This is a genomic window from Lunatimonas salinarum (assembly GCF_017811155.1).
GTDB lineage: Bacteria > Bacteroidota > Bacteroidia > Cytophagales > Cyclobacteriaceae > Lunatimonas > Lunatimonas salinarum.
Genome location: NZ_JACVCV010000005.1, coordinates 41,709 through 59,904, shown reverse-complemented (window position 1 = coordinate 59,904; position 18,196 = coordinate 41,709). Strand labels below are relative to the sequence as shown.

Here is an 18,196-nt window from a genome sequence, read left to right as displayed (position 1 = left end):
AAATTCAGGGGGTTTGTCAAAAAACAATTTTCAACCCATCTTCTTTTACTTATATTACCGCGTTAAATTATTGACTGTAGCAATTATACGCTGCATGCCTTTACTCGATCGTGTTTATATGAAATTGAACTCAAACGTATCAACCTATTTCCTGAACAAGGGGTCTCTGGTATGTGTTTTTTTCGCGACTACTTTTTTTTCCTGCGAATCCCCGCCAGATGACCTTCGTATCAGGCAATTGGATCCGGAACAGGCCAAAAGAGTGGCGGCCGAGGTAGAGTCGTTGGTAAATCCTGAATTGGACGAAAGTCTCACCTTACAGCTTTGGGCTTCTGATTCGCTGGTATACGATCCGATATCCATTGATTTTGATGAACAGGGGAGATTGTATTACAGTCGTACGATTCGGCAGAAGAATTCAGAATTCGACATTCGCAGGCACCAGGATTGGGAAATTGAATCCATCAGCCTTCAGTCAATTGAAGAAAAGCGGGCGTTTCTTCGTAAAGTGCTTGCTCCGGAGCATAGTGACAAAAACCAATGGCTCAAGGATGTCAACGGTGACGGTTCGCATGATTGGAGGGACATGACCGTGGAAAAGGAGCGGATCTACCGGTTGGAGGATACAAATCGGGACGGCTTGGCCGATAAATACCAATTGGTGGTAGAGGACTTCAACGATGAGGTAACCGACGTTGCAGGCGCAGTGATGAAGCATGGCGATGATCTTTTTCTCGGTGTAGGTCCCGACATGTGGCGCATCAAGGAGCACCCCAAATATGGCTTGGCGCAGCAAAAGGAATCCATATCCCATGGCTATGGTATCCACGTAGGGTTCAGTGGGCACGGCATGTCGGGCTTGGAGATGGGACCCGATGGTCGCGTGTATTGGGGCATAGGGGATATTGGTTTTAATGGAAAGGGGCCTGACGGCAAAGAATGGAAATATCCCAATAGAGGAGTGATTGCCCGTTCTAATCCCGATGGAAGTGATTTTGAGATATTTGCTATGGGAGTCAGAAACACCCACGAGTTTGTCTTTGATGAATTCGGCAATCTGATCAGCGTAGACAATGATGGAGACCACCGTGGCGAGCGGGAGCGGTTGGTGTACTTGGTAGATGGGTCGGATACCGGATGGAGGACTAATTGGCAGTTTGGAAAATACCGGGATCCAGATAACAATACATACAAAATTTGGATGGATGAAAACATGCATACACCTCAGTCTGACGACAAGGCCGCCTACTTCATTCCTCCAATTATTAATTATGTCAATGGCCCCACTGGGATGCTTTACAATCCTGGTACTGCACTGAGCCCGGCTTGGAAAAACACCTTTTTTGTGGCGGAATTTGTGGGTAATCCCGCGAGGTCGGGTATTCATGCCTTCAAGTTGGCGCCCAAGGGGGCGGGGTTTGAATTGGCAGAGACGAAAAAAATTATGGGCGGGATCCTAGCGACGGGCATGGACTTTGGCCCGGACGGATCCTTGTATTTTTCCGATTGGATTGACGGGTGGGGTACCAAAGACGCCGGGCGCATTTGGAAGGTGGATGATAAAGCGGGAGATCGTTGGGTAGCCAAAAAGGAGACAGCTGAGTTGATCGGTCAGGACTTTACTGAATTTCAATTGGATAGACTTTCTGAATTGCTTGGGCACGAAGACCAGCGTATTCGTCAAAAGGCGCAATTTGCGTTAGTCGATAAGGGAGCTGCTGGATTGAAGATTTTGGAACAACAATTGGCACAGAGAGAAAACCGCATGGCCCGGGTGCATGCCATTTGGGGAATCGCCCAAATGGCCCGGTCGGGGAAGGCTGATGCATCCGTTTTGATTCCGATATTAAAAGATTCTGATGATGAAATAAGGGCTCAGGCCGCACGTTGGTTGGGGGATTTGCGTTTTCAGCCTGCCGGTGAGGCAATCATGCCTTTGTTGACAGATTCCTTTGCCCGAGCCCGTTTTTTTGCTGCGGAAGCTTTGGGCAGAATCGCTTATGAGCCTGCGATCCAGTCATTGGTAACCCTGTTAGAAGAAAACGATGGCCAAGATGTGTACCTTAGGCATGCAGGGAGTCTTGCATTGGCCAGGATTGGAAAAGCTGAACCCATCATTGCGCTATCTACTCACGATTCCAAAGCGGTAAGAACCGCAGCTGTAGTTGCTCTGCGTAGAATGGAGCATCCCGGTGTGAGCGTTTTCTTGAAGGATACAGACGAGTACGTGGTGGCGGAAGCTGCCAGAGCGATAAACGATGATTTTTCCATTCCGGAGGCTTTGCCAGACTTGGGAAATGTACTCAGGGAGACTAGCTTTACTTCGGAACCGTTGATCCGCAGGGCCATCAATGCCAACCTTCGGGTAGGCACGACGGAGGCGATGAAAAACCTGATCGACTATGCCAACAGTGTAGCTGCTCCTACGGCCATGAGAGTGGAAGCGCTGAATGCGTTGAGCACCTGGGCCAAGCCTTCCGTATTGGATCGGGTGGATGGTAGAAATCGAGGAACGGTAGAAAGAAATCCCAAAGAAGTACGAATGGCCTCGTCGGCGGTATTGATGAACCTGCTGGAGACAGGAGAAGAGGCGATTCGTATCTCTGCTGCGCAAGCTATCGGTAAGTTGCAAATCGTTGAAGCAGCTGAAAGGCTCTATGCGCTGCTGGAAAAGGATCCGCAGCCAAATGTAAGGGAGGCATCGTTACGTTCTCTAGCCGCTATCAACTGGGAAGGAAATGATCGGGCGATTCAGCGTGCACTGACCGATAAAGACAAGAACGTCCGCGTTGCTGGATTGGCTCTCCTTGAAAATTTGAATGTGAGTGCAGATTTAATGGCAGATCTATTGGCGGATGTCATTGAAAAACAAACGCTGGAGGAGCGCCAGGCTGCGTTGATAACGCTCGGTAAAGTTCCGGTGGATTATTCAGGGCCTGTATTTCATAAGCTCCTAGATAAGTTAGCGGGGAATGACCTTTCTCCCGAAATTGAATTGGAACTTGGCGAAGCCCTTCAATCCAGCGGATCGCAGGAACTTCAGAGCCGCTATGCAGCGATTCAGGAAAAGCTGACGCCAGATCAGTTATTGACCTCTTACCGTGGGAGCATGTATGGGGGTGATGAACGTAGGGGGCGAAGTATTTTCTTTCAGCACCAAACTGCCCAGTGTATTCGCTGCCATGCATACAATGATTTCGGAGGAAATGCGGGCCCCCGCATGAACGGGGTGGGCAAGCTACTTTCTAGGGATCAATTACTGGAAGCACTTGTTGAACCTAGCAAGCGTTTGGCTCCCGGCTTTGGTGTCGTAACCCTAACGCTTAATGATGGCGAAACCATTTCCGGCGTACTCGAAAAGGAGACCAATAGCAGTCTCTTTATAAAAATGGGAAACAACCCAGATAAAGAGATCCGCAAAGATCAGATTAAAGAGCGCAAGGATGCCCCTTCAAGTATGCCGGATATGAAGGGCTTGCTTACCAGAAGGGAAATTCGGGATGTGGTTAGTTTTTTGGCTACCCTGACCGAGGACGACCATTAATTCGACCAAATAACCAAACCATAAGCCACATAGCCTAGAAGGCTGTCCAAACCTTATGATACATCTAAATAGATTAACCGTCATTCAGAGAATTCACTCCTATACAGCCGTTTTTGCGCTTCTGGGGCTTAGTTTGTCAGCGTGTAAGGAGAGTGATCCCATAGATCTTCGTATAAAAACCCTAGATGAATCCACCGCTCGTAGCATGGCTTCCACGGTGGAGGAAATCGTTAAACCTTCATTGCACGAGGATTTACGCCTTAGTGTGTGGGCCGTTGATTCCCTCGTAGCAGATCCCATATCGATTCGATTTGACGACGATGGGCGGCTTTTCTATTCCAGAACCAACCGACGAAAGATATCAGAGTTTGATATCCGAAGTCACCAGGACTGGGAGATAGCTTCCATTAAGATGCAATCTGTAGAGGATAGGCGATCCTTTATCAGGGAAGAATTGCGCCCTGAAAATTCGGACAAAAACCAATGGCTGCCGGATATCAATCAGGACGGGTCACACGATTGGCGCGATTTGACGGTTGAGAAGGAGAATGTCTACCGGCTGGAAGATACAGATGGCTCCGGCTTGGCAGACTTGGCGCAGTTGGTCGTAGAGGATTTTCATGAAGAAGTTACGGACGTGGCAGGGGCTGTGCTGTATCACGGTGGAGAGTTGTTTGTTGGAGTGGCGCCGGATCTTTGGAAACTCACAGATACCAACGGCGATGGGCTGATGGATACCAAGGTTTCTTTGATGCACGGTTTTGGGGTGCATGTCGGTTTTGGAGGGCATAATATGTCAGGTTTGGCGATCGGCCCAGAGGGCAAGCTCTATTGGGGAATTGGAGACATTGGTTTTAGCGGTGTGGATGCGGCCGGTAAAAAATGGCATTTCCCAAATAGAGGGGTTGTGGTGCGCTGTAATACCGACGGGACAGAATTTGAGGTATTTGCCATGGGAGTGCGAAATACCCATGAGTTCGTTTTTGACGATTTTGGAAACCTGATCAGCGTGGATAACGACGGTGATCATCGGGGGGAGCGGGAGCGCTTAGTATATTTGGTGGATGGTTCCGACACCGGATGGCGTATCAATTGGCAATTCGGTAAATACCGTGATCCAGACAATAATGGATATAAGGTTTGGATGGACGAAAATATGCACACCCCTCGTGCTGACGATCAAGCGGCTTACTTTATACCCACCATCGCCAACTACGTGAACGGCCCTACTGGGATGCTTTACAACCCCGGTACCGCGCTGGGTCCAAAATGGAATAACACCTTTTTTGTTGCAGAGTTTGCAGGTAATCCGGCCAGATCTGGTATTCATGCATTTAAGTTGACGCCCAAAGGGGCAGGATTTGAGCTTCAGGAAACCGAACAGGTGATGGGAGGAATCCTTGCTACAGGGATGGATTTTGGCCCGGATGGGGCTCTGTATTTTTCTGACTGGATAGATGGATGGGTAAACAAGGGATACGGACGTATCTGGAAGATGGAAGATGCGAGTGCGGCTGATTGGGCCCCTCGCGTAGAGACGAAGGAGTTGATGCTTGCAGATTTTAGTAAAAAAGACTTGGATGAGCTGGAGAGATTACTTGCCCATAGCGATCAGCGGATTCGACGCAAGGCCCAGTTTGCCTTGGTGAATAAAGGTAGCAAGGCTCAGGAAGTATTTAGTAGGCAGTTGGCACAGACGGCCAATCTACACGCCCGTGTTCATGCGATATGGGGCATACGTCAGCTCGCATCCAAAGATTCCGAATCGGCGGCATTGCTCGTCCCGTATTTGCGTGACCAGGATCCCGAGATTCGTGCACAGGCAGCCCGCTGGTTAGGCGATATACGGTTTAAAGAAGCCGGACAAGATCTTATTCCATTGCTAAATGATGCCCACGCACGGGTACGTTTTTTTGCGGCTGAGGCGTTGGGAAGGATCGGATATCGGGATGCGGTAGCCCCGATTATTGATATGTTAGCCCACAACAACGACGAAGATGTCTACTTGCGGCATGCAGGCAGCTTGGCGTTGGCCCGAATAGGGGATCCTAGCCCCGTGGCAGCACTAAAGGATCATCCCTCCCGTGCAGTACGTACCGCTGCGGTGGTGGCTTTAAGGCGCATGGAGGATCCGGCAGTAGCGGATTTCCTTGCGGATGCGGATGAGTACGTGGTGGCGGAAGCTGCCAGGGCCATCAATGACGATTTTTCCATTCCCGATGCGATGCCAGCACTTGCAGCCCTATTGGTGAATTCCACCTCTACTAATGAGCCTATTATTCGCCGGGCCATAGGAGCAAATCTGCGATTGGGAACCACGCAAAATATGCACAATTTACTTGCATATGTTGCCAACCCCGATGCACCGGAAGCCATGAGAGTAGAAGCGATTGAGGCGTTAGGCACTTGGGCTAAACCCTCAGTGCTTGATCGGGTAGATGGTAGGTATAGGGGCGAAGTACAGCGTGACCCATCCGAACTCAGGTTAGCCGCAGAGCCTATGCTTTTAGAATGGATGGCTGGATCAAAAGAGGCTATAAAAATTGGTGCGATTCGGGCGGCGGCCAAGTTGAATATACAAGCGTCAGAGGAGCGTATGCTGGCGTTACTCCGTTCAGACACCTCTCCCCAAGTCCGTGAGGCAAGTCTTTCCGCATTGGCATCTATGAACGCTGCATCGGTTGTGGAAGCAATTGAGATAGCACTTTCTGATAAGGAAAAGAATGTTCGGGTTGCAGGGTTACGGTTGATAGAGAAACTCGAGATTTCAGAGCAACTCAAAGCCAGTCTGTTGGCGGACGTGGTGGAGAAGCAGACTGTCGAGGAGCGTCAAGCGGCGTTGCTGTCACTAGCAAAAGTTCAGGTAGATGCGGTACGACCTGTATTGAATGGATTATTGGATAAGCTGGAAAAAGGGACGTTAATGCCTGAAATTGAGCTGGAGTTATACGAGACGCTTGAAGCGTTGGATGATGAAGCACTTAATACCAACTATGAGAAGATTGTCGGAAATTACTCGGAAGATCAAGTTTTGGCGTCTTATTATGGTAGTATGTACGGAGGTGATGTATCGAAAGGCAGGCGAATTTTCTTCCAACACCCTACAGGACAATGTATCAAATGTCATGCTTACGACGATTTCGGAGGCAATGCAGGTCCCAGATTAAATGGCATAGGCAAGCTGTTGGATAGAAGGGAGTTGCTTGAGGCACTGATAACCCCCAGTAAACGCTTGGCACCGGGGTTTGGTGTGGTCATGCTGGATCTGAAGGATGACCAAAAGTTGGCGGGAATCAAGGCGGCTGAGAATGAGTTGAGTATCACGGTTCAGATGGGAAATAAGCCAGATACGGTGGTATTGAAAGAACATGTGGTGGCCCGGCGGGATGCGCCCTCCAGTATGCCCGACATGAAACAATACCTAAGCCGCAGGGAGATTAGGGACTTGGTGAGTTTTTTGGCTACGATCAAGGAATAAATTCCGAGTGGTCATCATACGAAATCGAGCCTGTCTAGCGGACAGGCAGGCATGACGTAGCCGTCACACACCGGGATGCGCCGATAGCTATCGGGGAATTCGTGCGACCTGCCTGCCGCAGGCAGGGATTCCATCTGACCGCTAAAGCACAAATTATAAACACGTGAAAAGGTAAATAGAAAGTTTGGTTTACCGGTTAACTCAATAGTTGACTAATACAGCAATATGATCCCTTTGGTTATGTATGGGTATGGCTAGGGTGATAAACCGATAAGCTTGGTTATCTTTTTGGTTATTTTTCAGAGCGATATTTTTTATCGGTGTTCCGCAAGCCAACCAGACAGCTAGTTGCTTCCCGAGGAAATAATTTTGAACTTAGCAAATGTCATTAGGGCTAGAATATTGGTATGTGCTCTATTAAAAGAATGATTTTCGAAAAACGGGTAGTCCATCCCTACAATTTAAGGTACTTATAAGCGTGTTTTAGTCGATTAACTAAACGAAGACTGGTAAAAATCTTTTCTATTTAAATCCCACATCATATTATGAAACCTATCGTACAGATTTCACTGGATCTAACCAATATTGACGAAGCCCTGGAGACTGCCGCCATGGCCTTAAGGGCGGGAGTGGATTGGCTGGAGGCAGGTACCCCGCTTATTTTGGCCGAAGGCCTGCACGGAGTCCGTAAGCTGCGGGAGGCATTTCCAAATGTCCCCATTGTGGCAGATTTAAAAACCATGGACGGTGGCTACTTGGAGGCAGAGATGATGGCAAAGGCCGGTGCTGATTATGTGGTCGTGATGGCACGTGCCCACGAAGAAACCATCGAATGTGTTGTTCAAGCTGGCAGAGACTTTGGAGCCAAAGTAATGGGTGATAACTTGGGTTGTCCCGACATGGTAGCTGGAGCAAAGATGTTGGAGGACCTGGGCTGTGACATCGTGATACACCACATCGGATACGATGAGCGGCGGGGAATAGCTGCCCAAGGCAGGCGTATGCCCAGTCCCATGGATCAACTCAAGGAAGTGGTTGATGCCGTAAGTGTACCTGTACAGGCAGTCGGCGGCCTTTCCTTGGAGCAGGCGATCGCCTGTCCCAAATACGGAGCTCCGCTGGTAGTGCTAGGGGCTCCCCTTACGATCGATGCCGATGCATTTAAAACCGCTGACGGTAACCTGGAGGAATCGCTACGGTTAATCTGTCAGGCAGTGCATGCCTACGGCGATGTGCCTTTGAAAAAATAACCGTAACCAAACTAATCAATCAATTTTATGTCAATCGCAATGAAATCCAAGGCTGTCGTCAATTATGCGGAGGAAAAAGGCTCTGTAGAAATCAGAGAAATAGATTTACCTCAAATTGGGGACACAGATGTGTTACTGGAAGTGGCCAATGTGGGTGTTTGCGGAAGTGACCTGCATCAGTGGACTTCCGACCACAGTTGGCCGGTGAACTACCCGGTGGTGCTGGGCCACGAGTTTGGCGGCCGCATCGCGGAATTGGGCTCTCAGGTAAGCGGGTGGAAAGTGGGTGACCGTGTGGTCAGTGAAACGGCAGCGGTGATAGACCCCAATAATCCCATGAGCAAGATAGGCCTTTACAACTTGGATCCTACGCGCAAAGGATTCGGATATGGCGTAAACGGTGCCATGACCAAATATGTGCGAGTGCCGGCACGTTGTTTACACCATGTTCCGGAGCATGTGCCATTTGAGCAAGCCTGCTTGACCGAGCCGAGTTGCGTGGCCTACAGTGCGGTGGTGTCCAATTCCAATGTAAGACCAGGCGATAGGGTGTTGGTGATTGGGCCGGGGACTATTGGTATTCTATGTGCTGCTATGGCAAAAATCAACGGTGCCGAGGTGGCCATTGTAGGACTCGAGGCAGACCGTGGACGTCTGAAAATTGCGGAGCAGTATGGTGTCACCGGTCTGGTGGGGGATGCCACTGAATGGGCAAAAGCGGGAGACGGCCTCGGTGCAGACCTGATTGTAGATGCAGCAGGACACAGTAGCACGCTGCAAATAGCGATGAACTTGGTACGACCCAATGGGCAAATAACCAAAGTAGGGTGGGGCAAACAACCCTGCAATTTCTCGTTGGATCCCATCGTCCAGAAAAACGTGCGACTTCAGGGCAGCTTTAGCCACAATTGGCCTATCTGGGAAAAGGTGATTGCACTTATGGCATCCGGTACGCTGGATGTTAAGCCCATTATTGGCGGTGTTTGGGAGATCGAATCCTGGAGGGAAGCCTTTGAAAAAATGCACCACGGCGAAGTTGTCAAGAGTGTGTTAAAGCCCGCTTAAGTATGCGACTAAAGGATAAAGTAATCATAATCACGGGGAGTACGACGGGTATTGGCAAGGCCATAGCGCTCCGATCCGTGGCGGAAGGGGCCAAGGTGGTGGTACATGGCTTGGAAGCCGACTGGGCAAAACAAGTGGTGGAGGAACTTGGCAAAGACAGCTCGGTGAGTCTCGTGGGCGATTTGGCCGAGGAGTCCACCGCCAAGCGACTGGTGGACTTGGCGATAGAGCGGTTCGGAAGGTTGGATGCAGTAGTAAACAATGCGGCAATCGTCGCTGCTTCTAATTTGGAAAGCACCGATATCGCTTTTATGGAAAAAATTCTGAGAGTCAATACCATCGCCCCTTTTTTACTGATCAAAGCGGCGCTCCCGTATTTGGAGAACTCATCCGGGTGTGTGTTAAATATTGGTTCTGTGAATGCTTGGAGCGGTGAACCCAATTTACTGGCCTACAGTATTTCCAAGGGAGGACTGATGACCATGACCCGCAACCTAGGCGATGTCCTCTTTAGGGATCATGGGGTTAAGATCAATCAGATTAATCCGGGATGGGTGCTCACCGAAACGGAAATCGAACGAAAAAAGGAGCACGGACTCTCCAATACTTGGTACGAAAACCTGCCTGCCATGTATGCCCCAGCGCGTCGGATTATTTTACCAAGAGAAATTGCCGCCGCGGCTGTATTTTGGCTTTCTGATGAATCCGGTCCGGTAAGTGGTCAAGTAATGGAGTTGGAGCAGTATCCCATGATCGGACGAAACGCTCCCAAGGATACCAGCACCATTCAATAGAGAAAAACATCTAATACGTTTTAAACAACTAAGTGATATGCCAAAATTAGCCGCTTTCCCCAAGGCCTTTATGCAGGCCTTATGCAAGGACGGAAGCATGAAAATAGCCGAATGGATAGCATTGGCCAGCAAGTTGGATATAGAAGGGCTGGAATGGTATGCCGGTTTTTTGGAAATGGAAGATAGATCCAAATGGCAGGGGTTTCGAACAATGGTAGAGGATACGGGCAAAACCATCCCCATGATGTGTTGTTCTCCTGATTTTACCCATCCAGACAAGGCGTTTCGAGAGAAGGAGATTGCCAAGCAGAAAAACTGGATAGACATGACACATGTACTTGGCGGTAGCTATTGCCGGGTGCTTTCTGGGCAAAAGCGACCCGAGTTGAGCATAGACGAGGGCGTAAAGCTGGCAGCAGATTCCATTATGGCCTGTATTCCTTTTGCAGCAGAGCGTGGCATCACACTTATTCTCGAAAACCACTACAAGGATGATTTTTGGGAATACCCCGAATTTGCACAGCAAATGGATGTGTTTACCAAGCTGGTTGATCAGATCGATCATCCGAATTTTGGCGTGAATTACGATCCCAGCAATACATTTTTGGCGGGTGAGGATCCGTTGGAGCTCCTAAGAAAGGTATCCCATCGGGTAGTAACCATGCATGCCAGTGACAGGTATTTGAAGTCGGGAACTATCGAGGATCTCCGCAAAGAGGAGGGCGGTGCTGTGGGCTACGCCAAAAGACTTAGCCATGGAGAGATAGGAAAGGGACTGAATGATTACGATGCCATCTTTACCGAGCTGAAGCGGGTAGGCTTTGATTCTTGGATCAGTATTGAAGATGGTGTGGATGGCATGGATCAGCTGGAACGCAGCGTTGCCTTTCTGCAAAAGAAAATCGCCATCTATTGGCCCTAATCAACGTAGTTTAATCTCCGGGCCGACCCTTTTTTAAGGTTCGTTCAGGCTAAATTTTGTTTTGCTATGAAAGCTTCTTTGCTATACGATTCTCAATGCATGTTGGCCGAAGGACCCTACTGGAAGTCCGACTGGGGGGCTTTTCTCTGGGTGGATATCGAACACGGTACCTTGTATTCCTACGAGTTGGAAAGTGGGCAATTAAAAACATGGCAATTTCCCCATCGTTTAACCTTGGTGCTGGAACAGGGGGAGGTTTTCATTTTGGCATTGGATGGTAAATTGGCTCGTTTTGATCCGAAAACTGCGCAGTTAGAATGGCTGTTGGAGTTGGAGTCTGACCCTTCGATCCGCTGCAACGACGGAGCCTGTGATCCGGCAGGTCGTATTTGGGTGGGAACTATGGGGTTGGATTTCCGGGAGGGAGCGGGGTCGCTGTTTTGTGTCGATAAGGGTTGGCAGATGACCAAAAAACTGGATGGGGTGACCATCTCCAATGGATTGGCCTGGTCACTCGATACCAAGACGTTGTATTATATTGACAGTCCTACCAGAAAAATCAAGGCTTTTGACTTTGACGTTTCCACCGGTGACATTGTTTATAGAAAAGATGCCGTGGTTGTACCGGAAGAGCTCGGCACACCGGATGGGATGTGTTTGGACGAGGAAGGAATGTTATGGGTAGGCCATTACGGTGGTTCGGGCGTGTACAGATGGAATCCCGAGGATGGCACGTTAATGGACAGGATTGAAGTACCTGCTCCTCACGTGACTTCCTGTGCTTTTGGCGGGCCGGAGGGTAAGCACCTGTTGATTACCACTGCGAGGGAGAACATGAACGCCGAACAGTTGGCCAATTTTCCGCAGAGTGGTGGTGTTTTCATAATTGAACTCCCGGTAAAAGGTGCACCGGTATTTCAAGTGTTAATTTAAGGTATTCTTCATTGGATTGCTTATTGTGAATTGCTTCCAGCGCAAAAACCGAGCAAGCGTAAGCTAAGAAAACCTAAAACCAAAATGAAAAGGACCTCCAAGCTGAGTTCACTTTTAGCCTGGAGGTCTTTATTCAGGTAGCTGTGATGGTTATGTAACGGTATCAAATTATAGCATTCATCATGTAGCCTACAGAAGGTCCGTCCCGTTGTTTTTCAAGCCCATAGTTGGGTTATCTGCGATTAGTGTTTGCGTGGCATTCGACCGCATTTATTGATTAAAAGTTTTTGGAACCATTTGGCTGAAGGATGTATCGGAAGGTGTAATAGGGGCTTGGCGTACTCAATCCGATGACTTCGGCAAGTGGTGGATTATTTTCGTAATACGAAAGGATCTCAACTTTCGCATAGTTTCCGGCATTGGTCTTAAATAGCAACACCCTTCCTGGAATCGGACTCACGATATGAGTTTGGAAATTATAATTGTACCATCCATTGCCTGATCCGGTAGGTATCGCCAGTCCTTCCGTTCCGTCACTAATAAAGGTTGCTGATGCGGGAACGACATCGATCTCATCAAATACCCCTGTGACTACGGTTCCTTGTGCATTTCCGGAGCCACTGATGCCGCCGTTGACTATTATAGTGGTTCCTTTGAACCCAATATCCCAATTGCCGCTTTCACTTTCTACCAACTGGTTATCTTCCAAGCTAAAGTAACGAAACGGCCTACTTTCTGTGATATCGCCGGTGCTCCGGTCTATCACGTCGTTGGGGGCATGGATATTTTCTACCAAGATGGCTTCAAGTGGAATTTCAGGTTGGTTTTCTTCGTTGGTGTCGCAGCCTATTAACGTGGCAAGGAACCATAAACTGGAAAGAGAGGCAATCATTTTTTTCATTGGTATGCGGATTAGTTTTCTTAGTTGGTTTTGATTAATTGGTGCAAGGGAAGGCGAGCTCCCATAAATAGGGTTCGTCCCGGATTTGAAGGATCGTACAGATTCAATTGATTCAAAAGGTTAAACCCACCCGCCTCTATGGTGAGGCCGTTTGAAAGGGTTTTATGCAAGGTTAGGTTCCATGCAGTTAGCCCTCTTGCATATTCAGTAGGATCGTCCAAAATCAGGTTGCCATTAAGGTCGCCAAACCCAAACCGACCACGGTAAATACCCCTCAGCGCTAATCGGATGTCGGTAAAGGGTTCCCGATAGCTGATTTTTACGTTGCCACTGTGCCTACTTCTATTAAACAGTCCTCCGTAGTCAGCGAGTGTCACGCGGCGGGTCCGGTTTTGGGCATCTCGGGTAAATAGTTCGCCGTTCGAAATTTGCGTCACTATGTCCCTGTCTTGGGCATCCAGATACATGTAGCCCATGGATACTTGCAGGTTGTCGGACAATCGGTACGTCCAATCCACCTCAAGCCCACGAGTCACTACACTTGCGACGTTGAAATAAGAAAAGGCATTCTGCCCGGTATTGAGCCTAGCTACCGGAGCGGTTTCGATCAGGTTGGTTATGTGGTTTAGGAAGAAGTTTCCGGTAAGGAGCAAGTCATCGTGGATGTTCCAACGAAAGCCGGTATTCACCGCACGCGAAGTTTCGGCCGCTAGTGCGCCAAACTGCGCAGGATCAATCAAAATTTGTTGTACCAGTCCCTGTGATTGCAGCCGTTGGATACCCTCTTGGACCAAATTGGCACCGAAAACGTAATATCCGGAGGATGCGTTGTTAAAGTTGAGTAGTAGTTGACGGAAATCAGGGGCTTTGAATCCCGCTCCGACCGAAGCTTGCCATCTGAATCGTTCGCTGAACGCATACATCGCAGACACCTTCGGGCTTAGCTGCTCCCCGTATTGGCTGTGCACGTCTGCTCGAAGTCCGGAAACGATGTTCCATTTTTTAGTTGGATCCCACTGATGCTGGAGAAATAAATAGCCAGCGTCGAAGCGGTTGTTATCTTCGTATCGTGTAGCGTCTACGGATTCTAGCAGGTGTCCCAGCCCTAGCGTCAGTAGGTGCTTTTGATTTAGTTGATGATCTATCTGTAGTTCGGTTCGGTGATAGTTTTGTCTAAAATCTTGGTTGTCCAACAATGTCTCGTCTTCACGAAATTGAGTAAGCATCTTGGTTTCAAATGCGGAAGTCATCGTTCTAAGGGTGAATAGCCAATGCTCATTGGGCCGGAAACTCAACGTTGGGTTGAGGTTTATGTCTTTTCGCTGCCCCTGCATGTCCACCAAGCGTGGCGAATTGCCGTCCCTCACTTCCATGGTGTTGGTCGAATTTTCGGTGTAGAACCTGGAATTGACCTTTAGGTCCCATTTATCAAATTTTTTGCCCAGTTTAAACTGAGCCGTATGGGCCTGAAACGGGCTTTGCGTCATTCCTATTACATCAGGCGTTAGGTCAAACCCTTCAGTTGAAAACCGATTGACATAGGCGTAGACGCTCCACTCATTTTTGTTGATTCCGACTTCCGCGCTGATATCGCTGGTATTGAAGGATCGGTATCGAGCATCCAGGCTCGCAGAAACAGGGATTTGACTGCTTTTGGTGATGATGTTGATCACGCCGGCCATGGCTTCGCTTCCGTAGATGGCACTGGAGGGGCCGCGTAGCACTTCTATACGTTCAATATTGGAAACGGCAATACGGTCCAAGTCAAAGGTACCTGCTGTGCGCCCCACGAGGGGTTCTCCATCAAGCAAAATCAGGATATAGTCCGAAGACAATCCTTGCATTTGAAGCCCCGATCCGTGATCAGGCACCACTTGAAGGCCTGTTTGCTCTCTAAGTACCTCGGAAAGGCGCATACCACCTGTTTCTTGGATTTGGCTTTTTCCAATGATGGTTACGGGCATGGGTAGGCTCTCTACACTTCGGTCTGTGCGGGTTGCGGAAACTACTACCTCCTCTAACTGGCCAATTTTCTCCTTCATTCGCAATACAGAAAGTGCCAAAGCCTCTTTGATCTGTATTTTTAAAGGATCGTAACCAATGGCGGTAATTTCAATCCAAGCCTTTGGATCAGATTGCACGGGGACTTCAAATCTACCGTCGGGAGTGATAGGAATGATATCCGTGTTTTGGATCCGAATGATCGCGTGTGGAATGGGATTTCCACTCCGATCACGAAGTAATATGGGGTGGTCTGCTGTTGCCCATAGTTCACCGACGGTCAGGGCAAACAGCAAGAGAATATGCTTAATTTTATTAAGATTAATTCTATACATGGGGTAAAATTTTTTCCCGGTGGATTCTTCCACCGGGAAGTATTAGAGACTGTCTACCAAATTTTTCCAATGTGGGCTTTGAGCCAATCCGGGTTTTCTCAGCCCAAAAAATTGGGCAATGAGTTCCCGTTGATTGTCAAACAGTTCGATGGATGATACCAACCCATCGGTTGTATTCTTGTGAACCACCCATGCAGAATCAATCTTGGATTCGTCTAGGTGCATATTAAAATCGGGATCCATGACGTTTAGCCAAGTGCCCATCTGCCGGATCGTACGTACTTTCCCTTGATGAATTTGAATATTCCCTTTATTCCCTACAAAGATCATAATGGGCATTTTTTCGATGGAGGCAGTTTCCAAAATAGTACGGACGGCCAACTTGTCGATTTGATAGGCCCATTTTTCTCCAATCCACTTAAGGGCGTCAAGCCGATGCATTTGGAAGTTTTTTAGCATGCCAAAGAAATCGTGGGTGTCTTTCATATTTTCCCATGCATCGGTAAATGCATGCCGGTCTACGGAATTAGCATATTTTTCTGGTTCAAATGGGACTACCTGAATCGGTCGGGTTTGGTCGTCCATCCTGAACGCATCGATCAACTCGTTATAAGCGTCCAAATTGCTTTTTTCCTGAAGATAGATTTTGAGGATGGCATCACCTGCTTGATCAAAGAACTGAAGGCTCCTCAGAGCGCCTCTGGGTGTTTCATTTACCACGGCAAACCCATATTTCCATTTGCCAAAGAACACCCGCTGTTCTATAGGTCCGATGACTGTGGCGATTTGATGAGGAGCGGTACCGTGAACTGCGATTTTTTGGAAAGTACCTTTGTGTTCCAATACGCAACCATCATTTCTGGTAAGTGCCATCACTTTACCGAGCGATTTGCACCCGAGTAAAATGGCTGGCCATTCTTCCTTGAGCCGAATTGTTTTTGATCCGACCGTGGTGGCAAGCAGTTCTAGTTCGGATACGCTTAATGCGTTGGCCGCATCGCGAATGCGAAGGTTTGGCTGGGTTGCTTTCAGCGACGCCCAAGCATCTTTCAGCGCATTGGTAGGTGTTTCATGCAGTGTCGTTTCCATTTTTATGCTAGTTTGTAGTTGTACATTGGTGCAGTTTTGTTAGTAGGCAGACTGCTTATAAATATTGGTTGATGGGGTTCTTTGGCACTTACTTGAATGGGGTAGTCAAATACTTGTTCCAAGTTTTCGGGTGTTAGGATTTTTCTGGTTGGTCCCTGCTTGACCACGACCCCCTCTTTCAATAAAACCACGGCATCTGAATAATTTGCAGCTAAGTTGAGGTCATGGAGGATGGCAAGGATACCGATGTTCTTATGTTTGAGTTGCGATACTACTTGCAGCACATGGTGCTGCTGCGCAATGTCCATGCTGGAAGTAGGTTCATCTAGCAGAAGGTATCTAGGAAAAGGTTTTGGTTCCCAGATTTGTGCCAGTACTCTGGCTAATTGCACACGTTGCCTTTCTCCTCCCGATAGGTTATCCACCAGTTGATCACGAAGGTGCCAAGTGGAGGTAGCCTTCATCACTTTCTGTATGGTTGATGATGCAAAGGACTGTTTTGAAAGGACTAAACCCAACTCTACGACTTCCAATGCACGAAATGGAAAGGTGACCGAACTATGTTGGGGCATAACGGCCCTTAGGGTGGCCAATTGATTGGATTTTAATGTTTCTATGGGGTGCCGGTTGTAACTAATCGAACCGAGCTGACACCGCGCTTCTCCGGAAAGCAATTTGAATAGGGTAGATTTACCCGCCCCATTGGGCCCTATCAAAGCGGTCAATTCACCGGATTTTATGCAAATAGAAGCTTGGTCTAAAATGGGCTTCTTTTTTATACAGAAATGAAGTTTTTTTGCTTCTAACATATTAGTTACGGATTTTTTTTACGTTGATGATAAGCCAGATGAAGAAAGGAGACCCTAAGATGGCAGTGATAATGCCTATGGGGAGTTCGGCGGGCATCACCAAGGTTCGGGCCAGAAGATCTGCCCCTGTTAGCAGACCGGCTCCCAGCAGGAAAGCACCCGGTAACACCAGCCGGTGGTCTGCTCCAAATTTCAGTCGGATCAGGTGAGGGACAATCAATCCTACAAATCCAATAGTTCCCGTCATCGATACTCCTACGCCCACCACGAGGGCGCTCAAAAAAAGGATGGTGTATTTGACCCGTTGTACATTTACACCCATGTGAAAGGCCTCGTTTTCTCCAATTGCTAGTGCATTTAGGTTACGGTGCTGCATGACAATCAGCCCGGCTGGGATCAAGATCAGAAAGAAGCCTATCATTACTTTGTTCCAATCGGCTCCTCCAACATCCCCAAGGCTCCAGAAGGTGAAATTTCTAAGCGCAGCCTCGTCTGCATAAAAAAGAGAGAGGCCTATGAGCGCTCCAGAAAGTGCCGTAAGAGCCACCCCTGCCAATATGAGAAGTGAAATATCGGTCTTTCCACTGTGATTGGCCATGTGGTAGACTATCAGTACGTTCACTAGGCCACCCACGAAGGCGAAAAGAGGAAGTCCCCAACTGCCGAATAGGTCTAATGACCAGGGGAAATAGGAGGCGAATACGATAAATAAGACGGCAAATAGGGCACCACCACTGCTGACCCCAATCAGGCCTGGTTCTACGAGGGGATTTCGAAACAATCCCTGAAGCGCCGCACCAGATACGCCCAATCCTCCGCCAACCAAAAGCGCCAAAAGTATGCGTGGTATCCGAATATGCCATAGCACGTTGGCCTCCTGCAGGGAATGCCATTCTATCGGTAATCCAAGCTGACTAAGTATGACCGAAAGGGTACTCTTTAACGATACGGGAAATGCACCTACGGTCACTGAAAATACGGCTATGAGCAGCAGCCCAACGCCCATTAGGGATAGTATCCAGTTTTGCACGTAGTGCTTTTCTAAGTGTTTAACAGGCGACGTGGTGGTATGCAT

12 protein-coding genes are annotated in these 18,196 nt (G+C 48.5%); 7 read left to right on the top strand and 5 right to left on the bottom strand.

Translation table 11 applies throughout. The features are described from left to right. Window positions 1-118: 118 nt before the first annotated feature. The 7 genes from IAQ59_RS07380 to IAQ59_RS07350 all read left to right on the top strand — a co-directional run bounded on the left by IAQ59_RS07380 (window position 119) and on the right by IAQ59_RS07350 (window position 11,986). Window positions 119-3,544, top strand: a complete 3,426-nt coding sequence (locus IAQ59_RS07380) for a HEAT repeat domain-containing protein (RefSeq protein WP_209330157.1) — start codon at window positions 119-121, stop codon at window positions 3,542-3,544. 55 nt (window positions 3,545-3,599) lie between these two features. Continuing rightward, window positions 3,600-7,022: a HEAT repeat domain-containing protein gene (locus tag IAQ59_RS07375; RefSeq protein ID WP_209330156.1), complete on the top strand. Its 3,423-nt coding sequence runs from the start codon at window positions 3,600-3,602 to the stop codon at window positions 7,020-7,022. A gap of 545 nt (window positions 7,023-7,567) precedes the next feature. Then, window positions 7,568-8,272, top strand: a complete 705-nt coding sequence (locus IAQ59_RS07370; protein WP_209330155.1) for an orotidine 5'-phosphate decarboxylase / HUMPS family protein — start codon at window positions 7,568-7,570, stop codon at window positions 8,270-8,272. 39 nt (window positions 8,273-8,311) lie between these two features. Next, window positions 8,312-9,337, top strand: coding sequence for a zinc-binding dehydrogenase (locus IAQ59_RS07365; RefSeq protein ID WP_209330361.1), 1,026 nt, complete (start codon window positions 8,312-8,314; stop codon window positions 9,335-9,337). Window positions 9,338-9,339: 2 nt separating this feature from the next. Beyond that, window positions 9,340-10,131 (top strand): SDR family NAD(P)-dependent oxidoreductase, encoded by a 792-nt coding sequence (locus tag IAQ59_RS07360; RefSeq protein ID WP_209330154.1) that lies wholly within the window; start codon window positions 9,340-9,342, stop codon window positions 10,129-10,131. A 37-nt stretch (window positions 10,132-10,168) separates the two neighbouring features. Continuing rightward, window positions 10,169-11,053 carry a sugar phosphate isomerase/epimerase family protein gene (locus IAQ59_RS07355; protein ID WP_209330153.1) on the top strand — a complete coding sequence of 295 codons (885 nt, stop codon included), beginning with the start codon at window positions 10,169-10,171 and terminating at the stop codon, window positions 11,051-11,053. 66 nt (window positions 11,054-11,119) lie between these two features. Further along, window positions 11,120-11,986, top strand: coding sequence for an SMP-30/gluconolactonase/LRE family protein (locus IAQ59_RS07350; RefSeq protein WP_209330152.1), 867 nt, complete (start codon window positions 11,120-11,122; stop codon window positions 11,984-11,986). Between the two features lie 277 nt (window positions 11,987-12,263). On the opposite strand, the gene IAQ59_RS07345 is transcribed toward IAQ59_RS07350, so the two are convergent. Genes IAQ59_RS07345 through IAQ59_RS07325 form a run of 5 tightly spaced genes read right to left on the bottom strand, consistent with a single transcriptional unit; the run spans window position 12,264 to window position 18,196 of the window. Next, the gene (locus IAQ59_RS07345; RefSeq protein ID WP_209330151.1) at window positions 12,264-12,887 is read right to left on the bottom strand and encodes an HmuY family protein; all 624 of its coding nucleotides are present in this window, start codon (window positions 12,885-12,887) and stop codon (window positions 12,264-12,266) included. A 20-nt stretch (window positions 12,888-12,907) separates the two neighbouring features. After that, entirely contained in the window at window positions 12,908-15,223 is a 2,316-nt protein-coding gene (locus IAQ59_RS07340) for a TonB-dependent receptor (RefSeq protein ID WP_209330150.1), read from the bottom strand. A 42-nt stretch (window positions 15,224-15,265) separates the two neighbouring features. Beyond that, on the bottom strand, window positions 15,266-16,312 hold the full coding sequence (locus tag IAQ59_RS07335; protein ID WP_209330149.1) for a hemin-degrading factor: 1,047 nt from the start codon (window positions 16,310-16,312) through the stop codon (window positions 15,266-15,268). A 2-nt stretch (window positions 16,313-16,314) separates the two neighbouring features. Continuing rightward, complete coding sequence (locus tag IAQ59_RS07330; protein ID WP_209330148.1) at window positions 16,315-17,121, bottom strand: heme ABC transporter ATP-binding protein; 807 nt, start codon at window positions 17,119-17,121, stop codon at window positions 16,315-16,317. 1 nt (window position 17,122) lies between these two features. Next, complete coding sequence (locus IAQ59_RS07325; RefSeq protein WP_209330147.1) at window positions 17,123-18,196, bottom strand: FecCD family ABC transporter permease; 1,074 nt, start codon at window positions 18,194-18,196, stop codon at window positions 17,123-17,125.

Coding starts and splice junctions, on each gene's coding strand:
- IAQ59_RS07380 (WP_209330157.1), top strand. CDS start 119: ATGAAATTGAACTCAAACGTATCAACCTATTTCCTGAACAAGGGGTCT.
- IAQ59_RS07375 (WP_209330156.1), top strand. CDS start 3,600: ATGATACATCTAAATAGATTAACCGTCATTCAGAGAATTCACTCCTAT.
- IAQ59_RS07370 (WP_209330155.1), top strand. CDS start 7,568: ATGAAACCTATCGTACAGATTTCACTGGATCTAACCAATATTGACGAA.
- IAQ59_RS07365 (WP_209330361.1), top strand. CDS start 8,312: ATGAAATCCAAGGCTGTCGTCAATTATGCGGAGGAAAAAGGCTCTGTA.
- IAQ59_RS07360 (WP_209330154.1), top strand. CDS start 9,340: ATGCGACTAAAGGATAAAGTAATCATAATCACGGGGAGTACGACGGGT.
- IAQ59_RS07355 (WP_209330153.1), top strand. CDS start 10,169: ATGCCAAAATTAGCCGCTTTCCCCAAGGCCTTTATGCAGGCCTTATGC.
- IAQ59_RS07350 (WP_209330152.1), top strand. CDS start 11,120: ATGAAAGCTTCTTTGCTATACGATTCTCAATGCATGTTGGCCGAAGGA.
- IAQ59_RS07345 (WP_209330151.1), bottom strand. CDS start 12,887: ATGAAAAAAATGATTGCCTCTCTTTCCAGTTTATGGTTCCTTGCCACG.
- IAQ59_RS07340 (WP_209330150.1), bottom strand. CDS start 15,223: ATGTATAGAATTAATCTTAATAAAATTAAGCATATTCTCTTGCTGTTT.
- IAQ59_RS07335 (WP_209330149.1), bottom strand. CDS start 16,312: ATGGAAACGACACTGCATGAAACACCTACCAATGCGCTGAAAGATGCT.
- IAQ59_RS07330 (WP_209330148.1), bottom strand. CDS start 17,121: ATGTTAGAAGCAAAAAAACTTCATTTCTGTATAAAAAAGAAGCCCATT.
- IAQ59_RS07325 (WP_209330147.1), bottom strand. CDS start 18,196: ATGCATACCACCACGTCGCCTGTTAAACACTTAGAAAAGCACTACGTG.